Below are 24,156 nucleotides of genomic sequence, written 5' to 3'. Positions count from 1 at the left end.
CGGGGGTCACGCGATCTGTGAGGCCGCGTCGAGAAGGCGGCGCAGCCGGACCAGGTCCGGGGCGACGGCGCTCACCAGGAAGGCCGGCCCGGCGAGCGGGGTGAGCACGGCCTGCCCCTCCCCGGGATCGTCGCCGGCGAGCCGGACGGCCGGCGCCCGCTCGTCGAGGCCCGGGTCGACGACGAGGATCTGCCCGGCGGTGCGATGACCGGCCAGGACCGCCGGGCCGTCCCACCCGGGCGCGTCCGGCCCGTACCGGCTCTCCAGGTCGAGCAGGGGACGCCCGCCGCGCCGGACGGTCAGCCGGGCCGACAGCCGGCCAGGCGGCTCGCCGACGCGGCCGAGGACGTGCTCCTCGCGCAGCACGAGCCGCGCCGTGGCCGCCAGGTCGACGACGCACGTCTGCCGCAGGTTGCTGCGCGCGGCGGAGATCAGCGGCTCGGGCAGCCACTGCAGGCTCGCCCCCGCCGCGACGCTCACCCGTACGTCGTAGGCGGCGTGCCCGGACGTGGGGCCGCGCAGCGCGACGGTGGCCCCGGCCGAGGTGACGCGCAGGTGGGCGTCCTCCTCGACGCCGACCTCGATGCGCAGCCGGTCGCCGCCCAGCGGCGCGCTCATGGCGCCGATGACGCACACCCGCGCCTGGCTCCCGTCGGAACGGCCGCGCCGCAGGTCGAACGGGCCGTCCCCGGCCAGCACGGGCAGGGCCGTGACCGTCCCCGCGCGCACCGCCCTGATGCGCGCGGTGGCGTGCACGCCCGGCCCGGGACGACCGGCCCGGCGCGCGGTGGCCGCCGTGAGCGTCACGCGGCGCCCGCGCCCCAGGCGGCCAGCCGTCCGCGCACCCAGTCGGCCACCGGCGTGACGCCGCCCTCGGCCTTCAGCGCCGTGAACGCCACCGGCAGGTCGCCGCGCTGCGCCCTGGCGTCGCGGGCCATGCCCTCCAGGTCGGCGCCCACGTACGGGGCCAGGTCGGTCTTGTTGACCACCAGCAGGTCGGAGGCGGTCACGCCGGGGCCGCCCTTGCGCGGGATGTCGTCGCCGCCCGACACGTCGATGACGAAGATCTGCGCGTCGACGAGGCCCCTGGAGAAGGTGGCGGTCAGGTTGTCGCCGCCGGACTCCACGAGGATGAGGTCCAGCGCGCCGATCCGGTCCTCCAGGTCCTCGACGGCTTCGAGGTTGGCGGAGATGTCGTCGCGGATGGCGGTGTGCGGGCACGCGCCCGTCTCGACCGCGGCGATCCGCTCCGGCGGCAGGACGGCCTCGCGCAGCAGGAACTCGGCGTCCTCGCGGGTGTAGATGTCGTTGGTGACGACGGCGATCGACACCTCGTCGCGCAACGCCCGGCACAGGGCGGCGACCGTGGCGGTCTTGCCGGTGCCGACCGGGCCGCCCAGCCCGATGCGCAGGGCCCGCCGCCCGCCGCCCGGGCGCTGCGGGGGAGAGCCGCCGGGGCCGTGCGGGTGGCCGTCGGGGAAGGAGTCGCCGTGGTTCAGGTGCATGGGTGCTCCGGATGGTCTGGGGGTCAGGAGGCGAACAGGCGTACCGGCAGGGCGGCATGCCGTTCGGCGGAGATGTCGAGCAGCGGCGCCGAGACGGCGGGCAGCGCCTCGACGCCCTCGGCGGCGACCCGCCGCGCGGCCCCGGCCGCCCGCGCCGCGACCCGGTCGACGTCCTCGGCGAGGCGGGCGAGCACGCCGGCGGCGTCGACCGGGTCCAGCCGCAGCAGCCTGACCGTCGCGCCGGCCGGCCCGCTGACGCTCTCGTACGCGGCCGCGTACGCCGCGTCGAGCGCCGGTAGGCCCGCCGAGCGGGCGGCGAGCCCGAGGACGACGGGCTGGTGCGCGCCCCGCGGCCGCGCCGCCGCCAGCGCGTCGAGGTCGCCGCAGGGCCAGATCGCGCGGGCGGCCCGCAGGAGCTGCCGCCCGAGCCTGCGCGAGGCCCGCCGCAGGGCGGGGGAGGGGGTGCGCGCGTCGGCGGCCTCGTCGAGCGGGAGCGGGTCGTAGCCGGCGGCGGCCGCGGCGGCCAGGCCCGCCGCGACCAGCCCGGCGGTGTGCAACCGGCCGCGGCAGAACGCCTCCAGGCCCGCCGTGTCCCGGACGAGCCCCGCCGAGACGGCCGCCTCGGCCCCGCCGGAGTGGGCGTGCCCGCCGGCGGGGAAGCGCCCGTCGGCCAGCACGAGCAGCGCGGCGCGGTCCGTCATGTACGGGCTCCTTCGATGCGAGGCGATCAGACAGGGCGGGGCGGTCAGACAGGGCGGGGCGGTCAGCCGGCGCGGTGGTCAGAAGAGGAAGTAGCGCTGCGCCATCGGCAGCTCGGTGGCGTACTGGTCGCCCTCGACGAGCTCGTCGTCGATCTCCGTCTTCACGTCCTTGGCGATCGCCCCGCCGATCTCCACCGTGAACGTGTCGGGGTCGACGCGGATGTCGGGCCGGGCGTCGTTCTCCCGCATGTCGGCCTTGAACACCTTGCGGGTGTCGCGGATGGCCGTGAACGGCTTGCCGACCTTGACCCGTTCGGCCAGGCCCGCGGCGATGGCGTGCTCGGTGACGAAGTTGACCGAGTTGGCGCCCGGGGCCCGCCCGGTCGCGCCCCACACGGGCCTGGGCAGGACCGGCTGCGGGGTGGTGATGGAGGCGTTGGCGTCGCCCACCTGGGCGTAGGCGAGCTGGCCGCCCTTGATCACCCGGTCGGCGCGGACGCCGAAGAACTTCGGCTCCCACAGCACCAGGTCGGCGAGCTTGCCCACCTCGACCGAGCCGACCACGTGGTCGATCCCGTGCGCGACGGCCGGGTTGATCGTGTACTTGGCGACGTAGCGGCGGGCGCGGTGGTTGTCGGCGTCGCCGTCGCCGTCGAGGGGGCCGCGCCGGGCCTTCATCACGTGCGCCGTCTGCCACGTCCTGATGATCATCTCGCCGATGCGGCCCATCGCCTGCGCGTCCGACGACATGATCGAGATGGCGCCCAGGTCGTGCAGGACGTCCTCGGCCGCCATCGTCGAGGGCCGGATCCGCGACTCGGCGAACGCCAGGTCCTCCCTCACCAGCGGGTTGAGGTGGTGGCAGACCATCACCATGTCGATGTGCTCCTTGACCGTGTTGACGGTGAAGGGCCGGGTCGGGTTGGTGGAGGCCGGCAGCACGTTCGGCAGGGACACCATCGTGATCATGTCGGGCGCGTGGCCGCCGCCCGCGCCCTCGACGTGGAAGATGTGGATCGGGTGGTCGCCGATGGCCTCGATCGTGTCGGCGACCGCGCCCGCCTCGTTCAGCGAGTCGGCGTGCAGCGCGAGCTGCACCCCGGTGGCCTTGCAGACCTCCAGGCACCTGCGCAGGACGGCGGGCGTGGCCCCCCAGTCCTCGTGGATCTTGAACCCGAGCACGCCCCCCTTCACCTGGTTGAGCAGCGACTCGGTGGACATCGTGCTGCCCTTGCCGAGCAGCCCCACGTTGACCGGGAAGTGGTCCAGCGCCTCGAACGCCCGCGCCACGTGCCAGGAGCCCGGCGTGACGGTGGTGGCGGTGCTGCCCTCGGCCGGCCCGGTGCCGCCGCCGATCAGGGTGGTGACGCCCGCCGCCAGCGCCTCGTGGACCTGCTCCGGGCAGATGAAGTGCACGTGCGTGTCGACCCCGCCCGCGGTGAGGATCTTGCCGTTGCCGGCGATGACCTCGGTCTCCGGGCCGATGAGGAAGTCCGTCGCCCGCTCGTGCCCGTCGTGCAGCCGGTCCATGAGATCGTCGTTGTACGCCTTGCCGAGCGCGACGATGCGGCCGTCGCGGATGGCGACGTCGGCCTTGACCACGCCCCAGTGGTCCAGGATGACGGCGCCGGTGATGACGGTGTCGGGCGGTCGCGGCGCGCCGAACGCCGCCGGGTCGCGCGGCGCGTGCGACTGGCCCATCGACTCGCGGATCACCTTGCCGCCGCCGAAGAGGACCTCGTTGCCGCTGCGGCCGGGGCCGCCGGACCAGTCCTCGGTCACCTCGATCCGCAGGTTGGTGTCGGCCAGCCGGATCCGGTCGCCGGCCGTCGGGCCGTACCGGTCGGCGTAGTCGGCCCGGCTCAGCGGGGCGTCCACCGGGCGCTCGTCCGGCGGGGCGATCCGCTCCCTCGGCACCGCGTCCACCGCGTCCGCCAGCGGGATGGCCACCGGGTCCGTCACGGACTCATCCATCGAGGGGACCTCCGACCTCGCCGCGCAGCCCGGCGACGACCCGTTTGCCCTCGATGGGCACGAGCGTCACCTCGCGGGTGCAGCGGGGCTCGAACCGCACGGAGCTGCCGGCGGGGATGTTGAGGCGCTTGCCGTAGGCGGCCTCGCGCGGCTCGATGGCGAGCCGGGGGTTGGCCTCCCAGAAGTGGTAGTGGGAGCCGACCTGGATGGGCCGGTCGTCGGTGTTGGTCACCGTCACGGTCGTGACCTCGCGGCCCTCGTTGAAGACCACGGGCCCGGCCCCGTCCGGATGGTCCACCTTGCCCGGATGCGGCGCGGCCTGTTTCGTGGCCTGCTCGGGGAAGGGCTCGCGGATGGTGACGAGCTTGGTGCCGTCGGGGAACGTCGCCTCGACCTGGATGTTGGAGATCATCTCCGGGACGCCCGGCATGACGTCGTCCCGGCTGAGCACCTCCGGGTCCGGCGGGAGCATGAGCTCGGCGACGGACTTGCCGTCGCGGGCCCCCTCCAGCACGAGCGAGGTCAGCAGCGCCACGGTCTCCGGATAGTTCAGCTGCACCCCCCGCTCCTTACGTCTCCTGGCCACGTCCGCGGCCACGTGGATCATCAGACGTTCCTGCTCGTGGGGAGTCAGGTGCACCCCGGCCACCTCGCCTTCGCTCCGCCGCGCCCGGACGGCCCGGCGTCTCCGAACGTAACGTGACGACTACGGATCGTGACGTGCCGGGACGGTAAGGCATCCGTCACCCGGCCTCACCGCGCGGGTCCGGTCACGCCTCCGAGGCGGGCTTGAGCAGCCCCGTCTCGTAGGCCGCCGCCACGGCCGCCGCCCGGTCGTTGACCCCGAGCTTGGCGTAGACGTGCAGCAGGTGCGTCTTGACCGTCGCCTCCGTGACGAACAGCCGCGCCGCGACGTCGCGGTTGGTCGCCCCCCGCGCGATCAGCGCCAGCACCTCCAGCTCGCGCCGGCTCAGCCGCCGCCGCTCCGGCTCGCGCGCCGCGCGGGTGAGCCGCCCGGCCACCGTGGGCGACAGCACCTGCTCGCCCCGGGCGGCGGCCCGCGCCGCGCGCAGCAGCTCGGCGCGCGGCGTGTCCTTGAGCAGGTAGCCGGTCGCGCCCTGCGCGATCGCGGGCAGCACGTCGGCGTCGTCGTCGAACGTCGTCAGGACCAGCACCCGGACGTCCGGCGCCTGCTCGCGCAGCCTGCGGATGAGCTCGGCGCCGCCCATCCCCGGCATCCGCAGGTCGGTGACCACCAGGCCGGGGCCCGTCTGCCGGGTCAGCGCCAGCGCCTCCGGCCCGTCGGCCGCCTCACCGACGACCTCGAACGCCTCGTCGGAGGCGAAGATCCCGCGCTGCCCGTCACGGACCACCGGATGGTCGTCCACGATGACGACCCGGATCGCCATCAGCGGTCCCCGGGAACGGCGGGCACCGTGGCCGAGATGCCCGTGCCCTGGCCGGGAGCCGACTCGACGGCGAACTCGCCGGCCAGCCGGGCGACACGCTGCCGCATCCCCATCAGCCCGAACCCGCCCGCCGCCGACGGCTCCACCGCCCCCGGGTCGAACCCGGCCCCGTCGTCACGCACGTCCAGCACCACCACGTCCTCCATGTACGACAGGGTGACGGCGACCCGCCCGGCGCGGGCGTGCCTGGCCACGTTCGCCAGCGCCTCCTGCGCCACCCGCAGCAGCGTCGCCTCCACCTCGGCGTGCAGCGGCCGCGCCTCGCCGGTCACCTCCACCGGCGCGGGCACCCCGCTCGCCCGCGACCACGCGGCCGCCACGTCCTCCAGCGCCGCCGCCAGCCGGGCCTCCTCCAGCGGAGCCGGGCGCATCGCCCGCACCGACCTGCGCGCCTCGTCGAGACTGTCCCGCGCCAGAGCCCGTACGGTGGCGATCCTCGCACGGGCGGCGGGCACGCCGGCGACGAGGTCGTCGACCACCTCCAGCTGGGTGAGGATGGCGGTCAGCCCCTGGGCGATCGTGTCGTGGATCTCCCTGGCCATCCGCTGGCGCTCGCCGAGCACGCCCGCCTCGCGCGCCCGGGTCAGAAACCGGGCCTGGAGGCTCGCGTTCTCCTCCGCCAGCTCCCGCAGCCGCGCGATCATGGCCTGGCGCTGCCGGTTCTGCTCGGAGATCGTCTGGATGAACAGGCCGACCGTCGAGGCGACGAGGACGGCCAGCAGGAAGGAGAAGATCATCTCGCCCGCCGGTCTCGGCTCCGGCCGGGCGCCGACCAGCACCGCCGCCGTCGCCGCCACCCCCGCGTACGCCTTCCAGCCCGGCAGGACGGCGAACGCCTGGACGAACGCCCCCAGCCCGGCCACCGTGAACGCCGAGTCGATCCTGACGAGCACCCCGACCGCGGCCAGCATGGCGGCGAAGTAGAGCACCGCCACCGCCAGGCGCTCGATCCGGCTGAACCGCGACGACACCATGAACCAGTGCCACACCCCGAGGAACACCGCCAGCGCCGCCACCTCCGGCCGCCACTCCCGCAGCAGCGAGAACCCGGCCGGAAGCAGCACGAACAGGTACGGCAGCGCCGGCCACGCCCGGTCCCAGCGCGAGACGTCACGCCCGGCGCCGCTCACCAGCGGTACGCCTTCACCGCGGCCCCGCCCGCCACCAGGAAGATCGCCACCATGACGGCGACGGCGACCGGCGGCAGCCCCTGCCCCTCCCAGCCCGCGCGGACCGCCTGCACGACCGGCGCCATCGGCGTCCACTCGCCGATCGCGCGCATCTGCGCCGGCAGCGTCTCCCGCGCGGACATCGCGCCCGAGACGAACACCATCGGGAAGAAGACCGCCAGGCCCACGACCGTTGCGGCCCGGCCGCCGGGCGCCAGCGCGCCGACGAGCAGCCCGATCGAGCCGAGACAGAGCGCCCCCAGCAGCCAGGCCAGCGCGACGGCGGCCGGATCGACCGGCCCGCTCATCCCGTACGCGACCAGGCCCAGGACCGCCAGCACCACGCTGCCGAGCACGGCCAGCAGCAGATGCGCCACCCACTGCGCGCCGAACACCATCGCGGGGGAGGCCGGGGTCGCGCTCAGCCGCTTGAGCACCCGCCGCTCCCGGTACTGCGCCAGCGTCGCCGGCAGCACCACCAGGGTGGCCAGGCCGATGACGAACACGCTGAGCATCGGCACGTACGCCTCGATCAGCGGCAGCCCGCCCGGCAGCGTGCCGCCGTTGCGCATCTTCATCCACAGGATGACGGCCGGGAAGGCGAGCGCGAAGAACGCGGACATCGGATCGCGCACGGCGAGCCTGAGCTCCACGGAGATGACGGTGCCTAGGCCCTTCATGAGGCGTTCCTCTCGATCAGTGCGAAATAGGCGTCCTCGAGGGTGCCGCCGGCCCCGCTCCTGGCGACGAGCTCGCCGGGGGTGCCCTCGTGCGCCACCCGGCCGCGATCGATCACGGCGATACGGTCGCACAGAGCTTCCGCCTCGTCCATGAAGTGGGTGACGAGGACGACGGTGACGCCCCGGTCCCGCATGTCGCGGATCAGGCCCCACGTCGTGCGCCGGGCCGACGGGTCCAGCCCGGTGGTCAGCTCGTCGAGGAACACCACCTCCGGGTCGCCGACCAGCGCCAGCGCGATGAACAGCCGCTGCTTCCAGCCGCCCGACAGCGCGCCGAACCGGGTCCGCCGCTTCCCGTCCAGCCCCCACTCCGCCATGAGCGCGCGCCAGTCGGCGGGCCTGTCGTAGAGGGACGCGTACATCCTCAGCGCCTCCCCGACCTTGAGCGCGTCGGGCAGCGCCGCCTCCTGCAACTGGACGCCGACGCGCTGGAGCAGCTCCCGCCGCCGCTCGCGCGGGTCGAGGCCGAGCACGCGCAGCGTGCCGCCGTCGGGCCGGCGCAGCCCGGACGCGCACTCCACCACCGTCGTCTTCCCGGCGCCGTTGGGGCCGAGGATGCCGAAGATCTCGCCCCGCCCCACCGAGAGCGTGACGCCCGCCAGCGCCTGGTGTGCCCGATAGCTCTTCGTCAGGCCGTTGAGCTCGATGACTGTCATGACCCGAGAATCCCCGCCCCGCGGCGATCGCGGCATCCACCGATCGGTTGACGAACGACGCCCGCCCGGCGGGCGGGGCGCGTACGATCGGGCCGTGCTGATCATGGCGACCCTCCTCGCGGGAGCCGTCGCGCTCGTGGCGGTCGTGGCCCGTGGGCCCCACCTGCGTGACCACCTGGTGCTGGGCGGGTTCCTGGTGGCGTTCTGCGCCGGGGCGCTGGCCTTCGTGGCGTGGAGCATGCGCGAGGACGGGCATGCGGAGGCGCCGATGGTGGTCTCGCTGGTCGGCCTGGCGGCCGGTGGGCTGCTGCTCCTCGGGCTGGGCCCGTTCGTGCCGTGGGCGCTCGGGCGATCGGCCCGGCCGCTGCGGCTGCCGGACCGGCTCCCGGGCGGCGTGGCCGCGGGCGTCGCCGTGGCGCTCACCGCGACCGCCGTCGCCGTCACGGCGCTGATCCTCGACTCCGCGCGGGAGTCCCAGCAGCGGGCCGCCTACCGGCCCGAGGCCAGGCCGGGCGCCCTGGTCGTCCAGGTCACCGCCGGGGCCGATGCCGTGCTGCGCCGGGAACTGCCCGGCGTCCCCGTCGTACGGGATCACGACGTGCCCGGCCTCAGGGTCGGCGAACCGGACTCGGAGCTGCCCCGCAGCTACATCGGCGACCGGGCGCTGCTCGGCTACCTCACGGGCGATCCGGCCATCCCGTACGACGAGAGCGCCGCCGTGCTGGTCACGGACGCCGCCACGGCCGCGACGGTGGAGATCAGGTACGGCGGCGCAGCCGTCCGGACCGTGCCCGCGACCACCGTCAGGCCCGCCCACCCCGGGATGTACGAGATCTTCATCCCCGCGAAGCTCCTGCGCGACCTGGGCCTGCGGCCGGAGCCCGAGGCGCTGGTCGTCGACCCGTCGGCGCACCGGGTCACGGCCGCCGAGCAGGAGCGGCTCGTCCGCGCCCTGGGCCCCGGCGCCGTCCACGTCGAGCGCGGCTACCAGGAACGGGGCAGCCGCTGGGCGGTCGCCGAGGCGCCGGCCCTCGTCGCGCTCGCCGGCGCGCTGGCCGCCGCCGCGCTCACGGCCGGGACCGGGCGGCCCCGGCCGGCGTCGGCGGGCCGCGCCGGGGCGCTCGCGGCCCTCGCCACGGTCGCGGGCGGGGCCGCCGGATGCGTGATCGGCCTGGCGGTCGCCTGGCCGTGGACGGCCTCCAACAGCTGGGACCCGCTGCCGAGGGCGCCGTTCGACACCCCGTGGGCGCTGATCGCCGCCCTGGTCGCAGGCCTGCCGGTGCTCACCGCGACCCTCACCGTGACCCTTACCGCACTGCTCCCGTCAGCCCGCCGGGCCCCCGCGGACGACGCGGGGGCCCGGCTCTGACATGCGCAGGCCGCTCAGCGGCCCTGGAGTGACTTGACGTTGTCGCCGAAGGTCCAGCCCTTGGAGCCGTCCCAGTTGATGGACCAGGTCATCAGGCCCTTGAGCTGGCCGTTGAAGCTGTTCCACGCCTGCGACACGAGCGAGGGCGACATGTGGCCGCCGCCCGCGCCCGGCTGGGCGGGAAGGCCCGGGACCTGCTTGTCGTACGGGACCCGGATCGTGGTGCCCTGGATGACGAGGCCGTCGTTGAGGCACTTGGTCTGGGCCACGAAGCCCTGGACGGTGCCGGCCGAATAGGAGTCGCCGGAGCAGCCGTACATGCTGCCGTTGTAGTACTGCATGTTCAGCCACCACAGGCGGCCGTTGTCGGCGTACTTCTTGATGATCGGCAGGTACGCGCCCCAGATGGAGCCGTAGACGACGCTGCCGCCGGTGACGTACGCCGTCTCCGGGGCCATGGTGAGGCCGAAGTTCGACGGCATCTGGGCGAGCACGCCGTCGATGATGCGGATGAGGTTGGCCTGCGAGGCGGACAGCTGGTTGATGTTGCCGCTGCCGGCGAGGCCGGTCTCGATGTCGATGTCGATGCCGTCGAAGTTGTAGCGCTTGAGGATCGGCACGATCGTCTGGACGAAGCGGTCGGCGACGGTGCTGGAGCTGAGGTCGATGCCGGCGGTGGCGCCGCCGATCGACATCAGGATCGTCGCCCCGGCCGCCTTGGCCGCGCACATCTCCTCAGGCGTGGCGACCTTGACGGTGCTGTCCATGCCGTCCTCCCACAGCACGGTGCCGTCGGAGCGGATCACGGGGAAGGCCGCGTTGTAGACGTTGTAGCCGTGCTGGCGGATGCGCGCGTCGGTGATGGGGGTCCAGCCGAACGGCGGGTGCACGCCGTTGGAGGCGCCGTCCCAGTTCTCCCAGTAGCCCTGCAGGACCTTGCCGGCCGGCTTGCCCTTGACGGCGCAGGTGCTGCCCGTCGGGGTGACGGTCGGACTGACGGTGGGGCTCACGGTGGGGCTCACCGTGGCGGTGGGCGTCACCGTGGGGGAGACCGTGACCGTGGGGGTCGGCGTCGGGGACGTCGGCGGGTCGCCGGGGCCGTCGAAGACGAGGTCGTCGGCGTGGTACGTGCCCTGCCCGTACCAGCCGTGCAGGTAGATCTCGGCGGTGGTCTGGCTCGCGCCCGTGGTGAACGGGATCGTGAGCTGGGTGTACGCCGACGGCGAGGAGGCCCAGATGGCCCGGCCGCCGGTCACGCCGAGGTAGACGTAGTTGCCGCGGACCCAGGCGGAGATCGTGTAGTCGGAGTTCGGCCGGACCGTCAGCGTCTGGCTGCACCGGGCGATGTCGGAGTTGCCGGCCGCCCCGGCGAGGGCCTTGCCGCCGGACCTGACCGGGGTGTCGACCACCGATCCGAGGCCGCCGGTGCAGTTCCAGGGGGACAGGGAGCCGGACTCGAAGCCGGGGTTGGCCAGCAGGTTGGCGGCGCTCGCCGAGGTCTGGGTGACGATGACGCCCAGGAAGGCGAGCAGTAACGAGGCGGCCAAGATGAGCGGGCGCGGTGTTCGCGTCATGGGGACTACCCTTCTGTGGCCCGGGGGTCCGGGCTCGTACGGGCGCGGCGCAAGGCCGGGGTGCCGCGACGGTTGGGGGGTGCGCGTCACTCCCATTATTGTAAAGAATCTTATCTATTGTCTATGGCGTCCCAGGTGGCAACCCGATCACTCCCTGTGGCATCGTGCCCGGATGACCCTGCGCACCGTCGAGGACGCCGTTTTGCGGCCGGGGCTGGGGGATCGCGCTGATGGCGGACGGGAGAAGCTGACAGGTTTGACAGCGGATGTCCGAAAAATCGGGACGCGGACGCCCGATATCCGTTAGAAATTCCCTTTGTGACCACGCTCAGCAGACGCCGCCTCCTCCAGTCCGGCGCACTCGCCGTCCCCGCCCTCGCCCTCGGCGCCGCCCCCGCGCGGGCCGGGACGGCCGCCCTGCCGGCGACCGGCGTGGTGCCCGCGCAGCTGGCCGGCTTCGACGCGGCGATGAAGAAGTTCATCGCCGAACGCGACATCAGCTGCGCGCAGCTCGCCGTGGCGAAGAACGGCAAGATCCTCCTGGCCCGCGGCTACGGCAGCTACACCTACGGCCGCTACGTCAGGCTCGTGCAGCCGACCTCGCTGTTCCGGATCGCCAGCCTCAGCAAGAGCATCACCGCCGCCGCGATCGCCCGGCTCGCCCAGGACGGCAAGCTGTCCCTCGGCGACACCGTGACCGACCTGCTGGGCCTGTCCGCCGACGCCGACCCGCGCCTGGCGGACGTGACGCTGTGGCGGCTCATGCAGCACACCGGCGGCTGGGACCGCGACGCCACCCTCGACCAGCTCTGGGCCGACCACGCCATCTCGGCCGCGCTCGACGTGCCGCTGCCCATCGGCCACGCGGAGATCATGCGGTACGCCACGGCCAGGAAGCTCGACTTCACGCCCGGCTCCCGCTACGCCTACAGCAACTACGGCTACATGCTGCTCGGCCGCATCATCGCCAAGGTCTCCGGCATGAGCTACGAGTCGTACGTCAGGCAGCGGATCCTGGCGCCGGCCGGGATCACCCGCATGCTGCTCGGCCGGTCGGCGTCCGGCCAGCAGTACGCCGCCGAGGTGCGCTACCAGTCGGTCTACACCCGCAGGAGCGTGCTCGACGACGGCGGCGCGACGGTCCCGTACCCGTACGGCGGCTTCAACATGGCCAACCAGGACGCCAACGGCGGCTGGCTGGGCTCGGCCGTCGACCTGGTCAAGTGGGGCTTCGCCTTCGACCGGGCCGGGCCGGTGCTGAACGCCACCTCGATCGGCCGGGTCTTCGCCAAGCCGGAGATCGGCGTCGGGTCCGGCGGGTCCTGGTACGGGCTCGGCTGGCAGGTCCGCGAGAACAACGTGGGCGGCCTCAACACCTGGCACACCGGCTCGATGCCGGGCACGTTCGGCTTCCTGGCCAGGATCCAGCACGGGGTGAGCTACTGCGCGCTGTTCAACCGCAGGCAGGAGGGCGACGCGCCGTCGTTCGGCGCGATCGACGGGATCCTGGGCACGGCGACGGGCGGCGTGTCGTCCTGGCCGACGACCGACCTGACCCCGCGCTACTTCTAGCCGGCGACGCGGTAGTGCAGGCCGGTGGCGAGGGGGGCCCGGCCCTGCTCGACCAGTTCGAGCGCGACGGCGGCTCCGCCCGGCCGGTCGAACAGGCGGACGCCGTCGCCGAGCATGACCGGCGCCACGAAGACCAGGACCTCGTCCAGCATCCCCGCCGCCAGGCACTGGCGGGCCACGTCGGCGCCGATGACGTTGACGTACCGGTCCCCGGCGGCCCGCCGGGCCTCGGCCACGGCGGTGCCGAGGTCGCCGACGAACGTGACGCCCGGGACCGGCGCCGGGGGCGGGCGGTGGGTGAGGACGAACTGCGGCCCGTCCCACCCGCCGCCGAACGCCTTGCCCTCCCGCTCGGGATCGCCCCGGTGCGGGTCGTCCCCGCCGAACGAGCGCCTGCCCGCCAGGATCGCCCCGACCCGGCCCACGAGCCTGTCCGCCATCGAGTTGGGGCCGAGGTACGGGGTCAGCCAGGACATGTCGCCGCCCGGGCCGGTGATGAAGCCGTCGAGCGACATGGTCGCCGAATAGAGCATCTTCGCCATGATCTGCCTCCTTGGGACACAGACCGGCGGACGGGCGAAAATTCATCGCGCCCGCGTACTTATCCGATGATTCGGGCATGCGGCGAGGGCCGGATCCGGCAAGATGATCAGCCGGTGGTCCCCGGACGGCGGGGACGGTTGAGAAGGGCTGGCCGAATGCGCGGGTCGACGACGATCCTCCTTGCCGCGGCGCTGTCGATCGGAGGGGGCCTGGTGACTCCCGCGTACGCGGCCGCCTCCGCCGCCACTCCGGAGCGGGTGTGCGGTTCCGGGTTCGCCCGGGTCGCGCACGGCAAGCAGGCCGTGCGGACGCCCTCCAAGCGGGTCCTCGGGTACGTCTACCTGCTGTACAACCGCAGGACCGGCTACAACTGCGTCACCACGTTCAAGACCTCGAACCTCGGCGTCCGCACCTTCGTCATGGCCACGATCACGACGCAGACGCGCGGGGCCAACGGGCGCGCGAGCGGCGAGAACGAGGGCCGGAGCGTCAAGCACTACCTGGGGCCGGTGAAGACCTACGGCAAGGGCCGGTGCGTCAGCTACATGGGGTCGATCCAGGATGACGGGCCCCGTGCCGCCGTGGGCAAGTCGCGCTGGAAGTCCTGGGGCAGATGCGGCTGAACGCTCACCGGCGCAGGGGGGACGGAGACGCGTGCTGAAGGGCGGGGCCGAGGAGGAGCCCGCCGTCGATGACGTACTCCGAACCGGTGATGAACGACGCGTCCGATGACGTGAGGAAGAGGAGCAGGCGGGTGACGTCGGCCGGCTCGCCGAGGCGGGGGATGGCGAACGGCTCGGGCGAGTAGAAGTCGGCGATCGCCGCGGTGGCGCCGGCCGCCGGCTCCTGGATGAAGGGGGTCGCGATCACGCCGGGGTGGATGGCGTTCACCCGGATGCGGTCGCGGCCGAGTTCGAGTGCCGCCGTCCGGGTGAGACCACGTACCGCCCACTTGCCGGCGACGTACGGCGCGTAGTGAGCCGTGCCGCCCAGGCCCATGGTCGAGCCGATGTTGACGATGGCTCCCCCCGCCGCGCGGCGCAGAGCCGGGGCGGCGGCCTTGATGCCGAGGAAGGTCCCGGTGAGGTTGATGCCGAGGATGCGTGACCAGGTGGCCTGGTCCGTGTCCTCGATCGGCGCCGGCGGGTTCTGGACGCCGGCGTTGTTGACGAGCACGTTCAGGGCGCCGAAGGCGCTTTCGGCGGCCAGCACGGCGGCGGACCACGAGCTCTCGTCGGTGACGTCGAGGCGGGTGAAGTGCGCACGGGGCCCGAGCTCGTCGGCGAGAGCGGCGCCCCGTCCGGCGTCGATGCCGCCGATCACCACGTTCGCCCCCTCCGCGTGGAAGGCGCGTACGTGGCTCGAGCCCTGGCCGCCGGTCCCGCCGGTCACGAGCACGGTCTGGTTGTCGAAGCGGTTCATCGGATGTTCCTTCGGTGCGAGGGATGGATGGTGAGCTGAGTGGCTCACCACACTGCTTGACAGTAGATCGGCGGCAATGGTGAGTCAAGCCACTCGTCTTGTATGCTCGGCCCATGAGCAAGGTCGTGACGACGTACCACCAGCGCGTCGCCCAGGAGAAGCGCGCACTGATCGTGACGGCCGCGACCGAGCTGTTCCTCGAGCTGGGCTACGACCGGACGTCGCTGGCGCGGATCGCGGAGCGCTCGGGCGTTTCGCGGGCCACCCTGTTCAAGCAGTTCCCGACCAAGGCCGCGCTGTTCGACGCCATCGTCACCGAGTCCTGGGCCACCGCTGACGAGGAGGCTCCTCCGCCGGCAGGCGACATCGTCGCCGGGCTCGGCGCCATCGGCCGCCGCTACGCCGAGCTGCTGAGCCGCCCCCAGATGACCGACCTGTTCCGCATCGTCATCGCCGAGCTGCCGCGCTTTCCCGAGCTCGCCAATGCGCAGTTCTCGCACGGGAAGCTGCCCTACTTCGAGTCCGTGCGCGGCTACCTCCTGGCCGAGCACGAGGCGGGCACGGTGCGGATCGAGGACGTGGAGCTCGCGGCCGCCCAGTTCCTGGGCATGATCTCCAACTATGTCTTCTGGCCGGCACTCCTCGTGCCGGGCTGGAAGGTGAGCGCCGAACGCGTCGCTCAGGTGGTCGACGAGGCCGTCCGCACCATCGCCGCCCGCTACGCCCTGCCCGGATCGGGGACGCGCGCCCGTGGTGGCCGGTCCTGAGGTGCGGCGTCCGGCGTGCCGGAGCTCAGGACACCGCCGGTAGCCGGCGCCGTTGAGGTCGAGGATGGCGCCACCGGCCCACTCGGCCTCCGGGGAGGCCAGGTGGTCCGCTCATTCCCAGGACGTTACCAGCGGGACGCTCTTGTCATTTAGGTCACACTCCTCTAGAACGGGATTTTAGAAATACCTTCCAATCGTGAGGAGGGCCCGTTGGCCGAGGTCGTTGCGGAGAAGCGCCGGCGCCTGGGAGCGCCACTCAGCCGGGGAATCAGTGCCACCGATCTCGCGCCCTTCGGCTGGGCGCCCCTGGTCGTCCTGTTCCTCGTCGGCCTGGTGGACCGGATCGAGGCCAGCCTGCTGTCCGGCGTGCTGCCCCTGCTCCAGGCGGAATGGGGGATCAGCGACACCGCCGCCGGGTCCATCCCGACCGCCGCCGCGCTGGCCGCCGCCGCCGTGGCGCTGCCCGCCGGGTACCTGTCCGACCGGTTCAACCGGACCCGGATCATCGCCGTCGTCGTGTTCTGCTGGAGCCTGGCCACGCTGGGGTCCGGTCTCGCCACCGGGTTCGCCATCTTCTTCGCGATGCGGGTGTTCCTCGCGGCGGCGGAGAACATCGACAACCCCGCCTCCGGAAGCCTGCTCGCCGACTACTACCCGCCGCTGACTAGGGCCAAGGCGTACGGGCTCGTCCGCATCACCACCTACCTGGGCGGCATCGGCACCGCGCTGGGCGGCATCCTCGGCCAGGCCGTGGGCTGGCGGGCCACGTTCATGATCATGGCGATCCCGGGGGCGCTGACGGCGCTGCTCGTGTGGTGGCTCAGGGAGCCGCCGCGCGGCTTCCTCGACCGGGTGATCGCCCTGCGCTCCGACCAGCCGCAACCCGTGCCCGAGGCCACCGGGCCGGGCCAGGTCACCGCGCTGTCCGACCGGCTGAGCGAGCGGCTGCGGTTCGGCAGGCAGTTCCGCCTCATGCTGAAGATCCCCACCCTCACCCTGGTCTGCGTCGGCCTGATGTCGCTCACCCTGGGCCTGGCCGGGATCGCGTTCTGGATGCCGACCCTCATGGTCAGGAACCTCGGCGTCGCCGCCGGCACCGCCGCCTCGCTGGCCGGCCTGATCAGCGTCGCCGGCGTCGTCGGCGGCACGCTCATCGGCGCCTACTTCGGCCGGCGCATGCACGCCACCCGCAAGGGCGGCCGGCTCCTCGTCGGCGGCACCGGCATCACGCTCGGCGCGCTCACCCAGGCCGCCGCGATCTCCATGGACTCGCTGCCGCTGTTCGTGACGCTGCTGCTGACCTCGTCGCTGCTGTCGGCCACCGCCATCCCGAACATGACGGCCTCACTCGCCGACGTGGTCGGCGCCGATTCGCGCGGGCTCGGCTTCGCCGTGCTGCAACTGTTCATCACGGCCGGCGCCGCGTTCGGGCCGCTGCTGGTCGGCGTCTCGTCCGACAGCAGCGGCTCCCTCCTGACCGCCATGTACGTGCTGATCGTCCCGATGGTGCTCGGCGGCCTGCTCTGCCTGGCCGCGCGCGGCTTCTTCGAACGCGACGCCCAGCGCGTGCTCGACGCCGCCCGCGACTCCGCCTGACCAGCCACAGCTCGACTACCAGCGCCCGTGCACCTGCGGGCGGATCAGCTCGTCGTAGACGTCCCGTACGGCCCGCAGCGTGCTCTCCGGCAGCGGCGGGAGAGCCGCGGCGGCCGCGTTGGCCGCCGCCTGGGCCGGGTTGCGGGCACCCGGGATGACGACGGACACGCCCGGCTGGTCGAGGATCCAGCGCAGCGCGAACTGCGCCGTCGTCGCCCCCTCCGGCACCAGCGGGGCCAGCCGGCGCACCGCCTCCAGCCCGGTCTCGAACCCGACACCCGAGAACGTCTCGCCCACGTCGAACGCCTCCCCGTGCCGGTTGAAGCTGCGGTGGTCGTCCGGCGCGAACGTGGTCTTCTCGTCGTAGCGGCCCGACAGCAGCCCGCTGGCCAGCGGGACCCGGGCGATGATCCCCACGCCCGCCTCCCGCGCCGCGGGCAGCACGCGCTCCAGCGGCTTGAGCCGGAACGCGTTCAGGATGATCTGCACGCTCGCCACGCCGGGACGGGCGATCGCGGTCAGCGCCTCCTCGCACGTCTCCACGCTCACCCCGTAGGCGGCGATCCGCTCCTCGGCCACCAGCGTGTCGAGCGCGTCGAACACCGCGTCGTCGGAGAACACCGCCGTCGGCGGGCAGTGCAGCTGCACCAGGTCGATCGTGTCGACGCCCAGGTTGCGGCGGGAGCGGTCGTTCCAGGCGCGGAAGTTGTCCAGCACGTAGTTCGACGGCACCTGCTCCACCCGGCGGCCCATCTTGGTGGCCACGGTCAGCTCCGGGCGTCCCTGGGCGAAGCGGCCGACGATCCGCTCGCTGCGGCCGTCGCCGTACACGTCGGCCGTGTCGACGAACGTCACGCCCGCCTCGGCGGCGGCGGCCAGCGTCGCGAGCGCCTCGTCCTCGCTCACCTGACCCCAGTCGGCGCCGAGCTGCCAGGCGCCCAGCCCGACCACGCCGACCTGGCGGCCGGTGCGTCCCAATACGCGGTGTTCCATGAGGGTAACCCTGTCATATGACAGTCGAAGAGGAGTTACGACGCCACCCGGCGGTGGCCGACTGCGCCGTCGTCAGCGTCAGGACCGGCTCCGGCGGGCCGAAGCTGATCGCGTACGTGGTGCCGGACGGTGAGGTCACCGGCGAGGAGCTGCGGGCCTACCTGGTGGAGCGGCTGCCGGGGCGGCGGCTGCCGCGGTTCGTCACGCTGGTGCGGGCGCTGCCGCGCACGGCCGACGGGCGGATCGACCACCGCGCGCTGCCGCTGCCGGTGCGCGCCACGGCCACGCCCTCCGGAGGGAAGGGCGGCGACTGGCAGCCCTCGACCGGCGTCGCGATGGCCATCTCCGCCGCGGTCGCCGCGGTCGCCGCCTACCTGCTGACGGACGTGCTGTGGCCGTACTCCACGGACCTGTCGGCCGTGCCGCCGCCGTGGGCGGGCCTGTTCGCGGTGCTCTACCTGGTCGAGTGCGCGGCGTTCGGGCTCGGCGTGGCCTTCCTGCTGTCGGGGCGCACGCTGCTGGCGCGGCTGGACAGGCCGCCAGGGGTGAGCGCGGCGGCGCACCTGGCGATCACGTGGCTGCTGGCCGCCTGGTGGCCGCAGGACAACTTCTACCGGCTCGCCGCCAAGACCGACTGGCCCCTGCAGGCCGCGCTCGTGTACGGGTTCAACGTCACTCTGATGATCGCCGCAGCCGTGGTCGTCGCCTTCGTGGCCGCCCGACCTCGGTGAACGCGAGCGCCTCGTTGGCGGCCCGTACGGCGGCCTCGGCCCGGTCGAGGGCGTCCGCCGTGCGGGCGGCCAGGGCGACGCCCAGGTACGGCCACGGCTCCATCGCGGCCACCGGGATCGTCGGCAGGAACGTCACACCGAGCCCCCGGCACTCCTGCGCGACCTCGTCCAGATGCCCGCGCAGCGCCGCCGGGGGCAGCCGCGCGCCCAGCGGCAGCCGGTCCAGCGCCCGGACCAGATGCCGCCCGCCCCGCAGCGCGTCGAGCCGGGCCCGCAGGGTGTGGGCCGCCGCCGGGCCGGTCAGCCGCAGGTTGATCTCCGTCGGCGCCAGGCGTCCCGCCGGGCCGGTCACGAAGTCGACGTCGTACCAGCCCCGGTAGCCGTGCTCCGCGAGCGCCCGGCCCACCGCCGTGCCGAACCGGGCGGCCGTGTCCGCCAGCTCCGCGGGCAGCACGCCGGGGCCGGTGGTGACGCCCCGGTATCGGGGGCCCTCGACCAGCATCAGCCCGGTCCCCACCGGGTGGACCGCGCCGTGCTCGTCGACGACGGCGTCGAACGTCGGGTCGCGGTACGGCCCGGATCCGGGCACGTACTCCTCCACCAGCACGCCGGCGCGGGCCCACCGCCGCCCGGCCCGGCGCGTGCCGCCGTCGAGGATCAGCGTGCCGGAGCCGCCGACGCCGTACTCGGTCTTCAGCACCAGCGGCACGCCCGAGGCCAGCTCCCGGCGCAGCGCCCGGCGGGAGCTGACCGGCCGCTGCGCCGGCACGACGATCCCCGGATGGCCCGGCGCCAGCGCGCGGAAGAGCTCGTGCGCGCCGCGCTTGGACTCGAACCGGGCGATCGCGGCCAGCACCCGGCCCGGCGTGGGGACGATCCGGGCGAACTGCTCGGTCCGGCCCCACGGCAGCACCGGCCCCGGCGACGACGCCAGCCGCCGCGCCAGCGCGGGCCGCCTCCCGATCGCCGCCGAAACGGCGCCGTCCGGGGCGATGCCGTCGTGCACCTCGACCTCGCCCCAGCCGAGCTCGTCCGCCAGCCCGTCGATCCACGCCCGGTCCACCGGCACCGGCAGCACCACGGCCTCCGGCAGCGGCCCCGCGAACACCGCCATGCACGCGTAGTGGTCCGGCCCCGGCGGCGCGCCGTTGAACTCCGCCACGTTCCCCACGTGCACCGCCGGCCGCCCGCCGGTCCACGCCGCCACCCACGACGGCTCCGGCGCCGGCGGCCATGCCACCAGCCGCGCCACCAGCCGCGCCGATCCGCACTCCACCGCGCCCATCGCCGTGTAGAACCCCACCGCGTGCGGGTCGGCCTCGATCACCAGCCGCGCGAACCCGGCCCGGCCCGCCTCCCGCAGCGCGTGCCCGTACAGCGCCCGGCCCACGCCGCCGCCGATCGCCTCCGGCTCCACGAACAGCATGCCCAGCACGCCGTCCGGCGGCTCCCCGTCGACCGTGACGAACCCCAGCACCCGGCCGTCCCGCTCGGCCACCGTCACCCGGCGCGCCGCCACCTCCTCCGGCAGCAGCCGCAACTCCTCCCGGAACGTCTCCTCATACCCCCAGTACGCCTTCGACCGCACCGCCAGCTCGCTCAGCCACCCGGCCTCCTCCACGCGCGCCGCCCTCAGCCGTAACGCCATGCCAGCATGCTGTCAGCCGGTCAACATGGGGAAAACCCGGATGCGGGGCGGAAGACGCCTCTAGTATCGCTGCGTGGGTGATCGAGCACACTTCGTGATCAAACGGCACGGCTCCTGGAGCCTGCGCTACTCCCCGTGGGCCGGCTACGACCTGGAGCTGGAGCTGCTGCCCGGCCCCGCCGCCGGCCTCGCCCACGCCGAACGCCAGCGGGCCGACACCACCTTCATGAACGAGGTCCTGTGCACCGGGGCCGCGCTCGTCGACGTGGACGAGCAGCGGCTGCTGTGGTTCTCGCCGTGCCGCGCCGACCCGTCCTACCGGTGGGCGGCGCTGCGCGTGCTGGCCACCACCTGGGCGGGCTGGCGGGTCGAATGGGCCTACGACGGCCTGGCCGACCTGGTCCGCGCCGTCGGCGAGGACCCCGCCGGGGTGGCCGCGCCCCGGTCGATGCCGGTGCCGCCCGGCGTGCGCACGCCCGAGGAGCTCGCGGCCAGGATGCCGATGCTCTGGCTCGACCCCGCCGTCCACCCGCCCGGGAGCCCGCTGCCCGCCTCCCTGCCCACCTGGCCCGACACGCTGCGGCGGGCCGCGCCGGGCGAGCCCGTGTGCCTGGTCACCGTCGCCCGCGCCGGGACCGTGCGCGGCTACCCGGTCAGCCCGCCCGTCGACGCCGTCATCGGCCACGGGCCCGCCTCCCTCGACACGTACGCGGCCTGGGAGCCCGTCCCCGCGTGGCCGGACGCGCCGACGGCGGGCATCCACCTCGACGCCGACACGCGCACGGCGGGCGTGTGGACGACCCGTGACCTCGCCCAGGTCCTCCCCGACGCGCCGCGGCTGTGGCCCGGCTGGCGCTGGGAGCTCTGGCAGGACCGGCACACCGAGCACCTGCGCCGCTGCGCCCCCGCCGTCACCTTCCCCGGGCCGTCGCTGCGGACCGGCCTGCTCACGCTCGCCGCCGCCTTCCACGAGCACCGCCACGGCGGCCCCGCCACCCGCGGGATCAGCGCCCTGCTCGGCCTCACCGCCTCCGTGATGCTGGACGAGCGCGCCGTCCTGCGCGCTATCGACGACCTGCGCGCCTGACCGGGACTGTCGGAGGCCGCCGCTAGGGTCCCCGCCATGTGGGAGGACTTGCTCAAGACCGTCAAGACCGGTGACACGGCCGCCGCCACCCGGCTCGTCGCCGGTCTCGACCCCGTCGGCCGCCGCGCGGTCGCCGCCGAGCTGCCCGGCTACCTGGCCACGCGGTCGCGCGCGGCCCGGGGGCCGTGGGAGTGGCAGGGGGAGCTCGCGCCGCTCGTCGTCGCGGGCGTCGGCTGCCTGGGCGGCGCTGCAGCCGTGACCGCGTGGCTGTTCCGGCGAGACCTGCGATGGCGGCCGCCGGATCCCGGCGAGCCCGCGCGCATCCTCGATCTCGTACGCGGCCGTTCCCCCGGGTGGCGGGCCGATCTGGCCCGGCGGACGGCCGCCCGGCTGCGCGTGACCGACGACCGCGAGTGGGAGATCGTCGCCGCGCTCGTCCGCGACACCGGGATCGAGCCGCCCCGGAGCGACGGGCTCGTCCTCGGCTGGCTGCGCCGGCTCACCCCCGCGAGCGCCGTGGCCGATCCGCTGCTCCCGCACCTGGCGCCGCGCGTCTTCGAGACGCCCGGCCTGGCGGAGGCGTTCGGGCCGGGGCAGGTCTCGGCGTTCGCCACGCTGATCGAGTGCGGGGCGCTGGAGCGGGCCGTCGTCCTCGACGGCGTCGTCCGCCGGCTGCTGCGCGACGGCGCGGCCGGGGCGGCGGACCTGCACGAGCTGCTGGCGCCCACCCTCGCCGAGACGGCCGAGCGGGCCCGCGACTACGCGGCGCTGCTGCCCGCCGCGCCGCCCGCCGTGGCCGGCCTGGCCTGCGAGCGGCTGCGGCTGCTCGACCGGGCCGGGCTGCTCGGCGGCGAGCTGTTCGCCGACGCGCTCGCCGCCCTGGCGTTCCGGACCGAGAAGGAGCTGGTCAAGGCCGCCATCGCCTGGGCCGACGAGGCCCTGGCCCGCGCCCCCGGCAGCCGGGCCGACGCGGCGCTCGGCGCGCTGGCCGTCGTCTTCCAGCACGACACACTCGACCTCCAGCACCGCGCGGTCGGCGTAGCCGTGAAACACGCGCGGGCGGGCGGGGACTCCGCCGCGCCGGTGGGGGCCGATGGGCGCGCGGCTCTGCTGGAGGCGGCCGGCGCGTTGCCCGCCGAGCTGCGCGCCCGGATCTCCGCCGCTCACGGCGTGGCCGTCGAGGAGGCCGCGCCTGAGACGGCCGCGCTCGTCGCCGCGCCCGCGCCCGCGCTTCCCGCGCCGATCGCCTCGATCGGTGAGCTGGCGGAGGCGGTCGCCGACGTCGACTGGCGGCTCGGGCCGTGGGGGTTCGAACGCGTCCTGGCCGCGCTGGCCGAGTGGGCCGCCCGCGACCGGCAGGCGCTCCGCGAGGCCCTGGAAGCGCGGTGGCGCGCGTTCGTCCCCGAATACTTCGGCCACCGCGGCCGGTTCCGCTACGAGGGCATCCCCGAGACGTTACGCCGCGCCGTCCTGGCCGCCGTCGCGCCGGAGGTCAGCCGGGCGCTCTCCGCCGACCTGGCCCGGGCCGAGGTACGCGCCCCGGCACGCGACGCGTTCGAGCGGCTGTTCCAGCGGCGGGCGCTGGAGCTCGTCGCCTCCCTCGAATCCGGCGCCCCCTGCCCGGTCCTGCTCGCCACGCCCACCTCCGGCACCGGCCACGTCGACCCCGCCGCCCTGATGGACCGGCTCCAGCGGCAGGCCGACGCCGAGCCGCTGCCCGCCGACCTGGAGCAGGCGCTGCTCCGCCTGCCCCGCCAGGTCGCCCCCGACGTCCTGGCGCGCGCCCGCACGCTCACCTCGGCCGCCGGGCGCGCCTGCGCCGCCTGGATGGCCGGCGGCGTCCCCGGCGACCCGGAGATCCGGTGCGAGCTGGAGACACACGTCTCCTACGACGGCGGCGTCCACACCAGCCTCATCACGGCGATGACGGTGCCCGAGACTGCGCCCGAGACTGCGCCCGAGACGGTGCCCGAGACGGTGCCCGAGACGGTGCCCGAGCCGCTGCGCGGGCTGTTCACCCCGAACCCGCACGCCGAGCGCCTCGACTGGCAAGCCCTCGTGCTGCCCTCGCACCGCGACGTCGTCGCCGCCCACCTCGTCCCGCACCTGGCGGTGTGGCTCGACTCCACCCACGACCCGCGGGTGGAGCTGCTGGCCGCCCTTCCGCACGCCGACGGGCCCGCCGGCGCGGGCCTCGCCTACGCGCTCACCTGCGTCATGGGCCACGCCGCGCCCGCCGACCGGGCCGTCGCCGTCGACGCACTCCTCACGCTCGCCGCCCATGACGAGGTGCCCGCCGCCGCGCTGGGAGAGGCGGTCGCCGACCTCGTACGGTCCGAGGTCGTCAAGCTCAGCCGGGTGGTCGCCGCACTGGAAGAGGTCACGCTGGGCGGCGGGCACGCGGCAGCGTGGGCGGTGATCGCCGCCACCCTGCCCCGCCTCCTCCCCGCCGGCGGCTCCCGCCCCCGCGCCGGACTGGCCGACCTGCTGGCCGCCGGCGCCCGCGCGGCCCGCGCGTGCCGCGCGGTGGGCGCCCCGGCGGCCGCCGTGCCGGAACTGGCCCGGATCGCGGCCCGCAAGGGCTCCACCCGCTTCGCCCAGGAGGCGCGCAGGCTGCACCGGCTGCTCACGGGGTGACGG

General features: G+C 74.4%; 22 protein-coding genes. 8 read left to right on the top strand and 14 right to left on the bottom strand.

The genetic code is table 11. The annotated features are described in order from the left end of the window. Nucleotides 1–6: 6 nt before the first annotated feature. The 9 genes from AB0J53_RS33480 to AB0J53_RS33440 form a co-directional block, all read right to left on the bottom strand. Nucleotides 7–807, bottom strand: coding sequence for an urease accessory protein UreD (locus AB0J53_RS33480; protein ID WP_364179761.1), 801 nt, complete (start codon nt 805–807; stop codon nt 7–9). Beyond that, nucleotides 804–1,505, bottom strand: coding sequence for an urease accessory protein UreG (ureG, locus tag AB0J53_RS33475; RefSeq protein ID WP_219518174.1), 702 nt, complete (start codon nt 1,503–1,505; stop codon nt 804–806). The genes AB0J53_RS33480 and ureG overlap by 4 nt, the downstream gene beginning before the upstream one ends. Nucleotides 1,506–1,528: 23 nt before the next feature. Continuing rightward, entirely contained in the window at nt 1,529–2,206 is a 678-nt protein-coding gene (locus tag AB0J53_RS33470) for an urease accessory UreF family protein (RefSeq protein WP_364179759.1), read from the bottom strand. Between the two features lie 78 nt (nt 2,207–2,284). Next, nucleotides 2,285–4,180, bottom strand: a complete 1,896-nt coding sequence (locus AB0J53_RS33465; RefSeq protein WP_364179757.1) for an urease subunit alpha — start codon at nt 4,178–4,180, stop codon at nt 2,285–2,287. After that, on the bottom strand, nt 4,173–4,820 hold the full coding sequence (locus AB0J53_RS33460; protein WP_364179755.1) for an urease subunit gamma: 648 nt from the start codon (nt 4,818–4,820) through the stop codon (nt 4,173–4,175). The genes AB0J53_RS33465 and AB0J53_RS33460 overlap by 8 nt, the downstream gene beginning before the upstream one ends. A 130-nt stretch (nt 4,821–4,950) precedes the next feature. Beyond that, entirely contained in the window at nt 4,951–5,589 is a 639-nt protein-coding gene (locus AB0J53_RS33455; protein ID WP_364179753.1) for a response regulator transcription factor, read from the bottom strand. After that, a complete protein-coding gene (locus tag AB0J53_RS33450) occupies nt 5,589–6,779 on the bottom strand; it encodes a sensor histidine kinase (RefSeq protein ID WP_364179751.1) in 1,191 nt (396 codons plus the stop codon). The genes AB0J53_RS33455 and AB0J53_RS33450 overlap by 1 nt, the downstream gene beginning before the upstream one ends. Beyond that, the gene (locus tag AB0J53_RS33445; RefSeq protein WP_364179749.1) at nt 6,776–7,498 is read right to left on the bottom strand and encodes an ABC transporter permease; all 723 of its coding nucleotides are present in this window, start codon (nt 7,496–7,498) and stop codon (nt 6,776–6,778) included. Before AB0J53_RS33445 ends, AB0J53_RS33450 begins: the two co-directional genes overlap by 4 nt. Next, on the bottom strand, nt 7,495–8,214 hold the full coding sequence (locus tag AB0J53_RS33440; RefSeq protein WP_219518183.1) for an ABC transporter ATP-binding protein: 720 nt from the start codon (nt 8,212–8,214) through the stop codon (nt 7,495–7,497). The genes AB0J53_RS33445 and AB0J53_RS33440 overlap by 4 nt, the downstream gene beginning before the upstream one ends. A 94-nt stretch (nt 8,215–8,308) precedes the next feature. On the opposite strand from AB0J53_RS33440, the gene AB0J53_RS33435 reads away from it, so the two are divergent. Next, nucleotides 8,309–9,583, top strand: a complete 1,275-nt coding sequence (locus AB0J53_RS33435; RefSeq protein ID WP_364179747.1) for a hypothetical protein — start codon at nt 8,309–8,311, stop codon at nt 9,581–9,583. Between the two features lie 14 nt (nt 9,584–9,597). On the opposite strand, the gene AB0J53_RS33430 is transcribed toward AB0J53_RS33435, so the two are convergent. Continuing rightward, a complete protein-coding gene (locus AB0J53_RS33430) occupies nt 9,598–11,157 on the bottom strand; it encodes a glycosyl hydrolase family 18 protein (protein WP_219510069.1) in 1,560 nt (519 codons plus the stop codon). Nucleotides 11,158–11,475: 318 nt separating this feature from the next. Here AB0J53_RS33430 and AB0J53_RS33425 point away from each other — a divergent pair, with 318 nt between their 5' ends. Beyond that, the gene (locus AB0J53_RS33425; RefSeq protein WP_364179744.1) at nt 11,476–12,729 is read left to right on the top strand and encodes a serine hydrolase domain-containing protein; all 1,254 of its coding nucleotides are present in this window, start codon (nt 11,476–11,478) and stop codon (nt 12,727–12,729) included. Here AB0J53_RS33425 and AB0J53_RS33420 read toward each other — a convergent pair. Next, the gene (locus tag AB0J53_RS33420) at nt 12,726–13,271 is read right to left on the bottom strand and encodes a dihydrofolate reductase family protein (protein ID WP_364179742.1); all 546 of its coding nucleotides are present in this window, start codon (nt 13,269–13,271) and stop codon (nt 12,726–12,728) included. The two genes, AB0J53_RS33425 and AB0J53_RS33420, sit on opposite strands and share 4 nt — an antisense overlap. A 156-nt stretch (nt 13,272–13,427) precedes the next feature. Here AB0J53_RS33420 and AB0J53_RS33415 point away from each other — a divergent pair, with 156 nt between their 5' ends. Further along, nucleotides 13,428–13,895, top strand: coding sequence for a hypothetical protein (locus AB0J53_RS33415; protein ID WP_364179740.1), 468 nt, complete (start codon nt 13,428–13,430; stop codon nt 13,893–13,895). Nucleotides 13,896–13,899: 4 nt separating this feature from the next. Here the strand turns inward: AB0J53_RS33415 and AB0J53_RS33410 are convergent, their stop codons facing one another. Next, nucleotides 13,900–14,694 carry an SDR family oxidoreductase gene (locus AB0J53_RS33410; protein ID WP_364179738.1) on the bottom strand — a complete coding sequence of 265 codons (795 nt, stop codon included), beginning with the start codon at nt 14,692–14,694 and terminating at the stop codon, nt 13,900–13,902. Nucleotides 14,695–14,807: 113 nt separating this feature from the next. Here AB0J53_RS33410 and AB0J53_RS33405 point away from each other — a divergent pair, with 113 nt between their 5' ends. After that, nucleotides 14,808–15,461, top strand: coding sequence for a TetR/AcrR family transcriptional regulator (locus AB0J53_RS33405; protein ID WP_364179736.1), 654 nt, complete (start codon nt 14,808–14,810; stop codon nt 15,459–15,461). A gap of 210 nt (nt 15,462–15,671) precedes the next feature. After that, nucleotides 15,672–17,057 carry an MFS transporter gene (locus AB0J53_RS33400; RefSeq protein ID WP_219510062.1) on the top strand — a complete coding sequence of 462 codons (1,386 nt, stop codon included), beginning with the start codon at nt 15,672–15,674 and terminating at the stop codon, nt 17,055–17,057. Nucleotides 17,058–17,072: 15 nt separating this feature from the next. Here AB0J53_RS33400 and AB0J53_RS33395 read toward each other — a convergent pair whose 3' ends face one another. After that, nucleotides 17,073–18,050: an aldo/keto reductase gene (locus AB0J53_RS33395; RefSeq protein ID WP_364179734.1), complete on the bottom strand. Its 978-nt coding sequence runs from the start codon at nt 18,048–18,050 to the stop codon at nt 17,073–17,075. A 17-nt stretch (nt 18,051–18,067) separates the two neighbouring features. Between AB0J53_RS33395 and AB0J53_RS33390 the strand changes: the two genes are divergently transcribed. Further along, nucleotides 18,068–18,781: a hypothetical protein gene (locus tag AB0J53_RS33390; RefSeq protein ID WP_364179732.1), complete on the top strand. Its 714-nt coding sequence runs from the start codon at nt 18,068–18,070 to the stop codon at nt 18,779–18,781. Here the strand turns inward: AB0J53_RS33390 and AB0J53_RS33385 are convergent. Beyond that, a complete protein-coding gene (locus tag AB0J53_RS33385) occupies nt 18,723–20,429 on the bottom strand; it encodes a GNAT family N-acetyltransferase (protein WP_364179730.1) in 1,707 nt (568 codons plus the stop codon). The two genes, AB0J53_RS33390 and AB0J53_RS33385, sit on opposite strands and share 59 nt — an antisense overlap. 73 nt (nt 20,430–20,502) lie before the next feature. Here AB0J53_RS33385 and AB0J53_RS33380 point away from each other — a divergent pair, with 73 nt between their 5' ends. Together AB0J53_RS33380 and AB0J53_RS33375 are read left to right on the top strand one after the other, a co-directional pair. After that, complete coding sequence (locus AB0J53_RS33380) at nt 20,503–21,516, top strand: hypothetical protein (RefSeq protein ID WP_364179728.1); 1,014 nt, start codon at nt 20,503–20,505, stop codon at nt 21,514–21,516. A 36-nt stretch (nt 21,517–21,552) separates the two neighbouring features. Then, complete coding sequence (locus tag AB0J53_RS33375) at nt 21,553–24,153, top strand: hypothetical protein (RefSeq protein WP_364179726.1); 2,601 nt, start codon at nt 21,553–21,555, stop codon at nt 24,151–24,153. Nucleotides 24,154–24,156: the final 3 nt, after the last annotated feature.

Origin of the sequence: Nonomuraea sp. NPDC049725, from assembly GCF_040674795.1 — a bacterium.
Taxonomy (GTDB): Bacteria; Actinomycetota; Actinomycetes; order Streptosporangiales; family Streptosporangiaceae; genus Nonomuraea; species Nonomuraea ceibae.
This window is presented reverse-complemented; position numbering and strand designations above follow the sequence as displayed.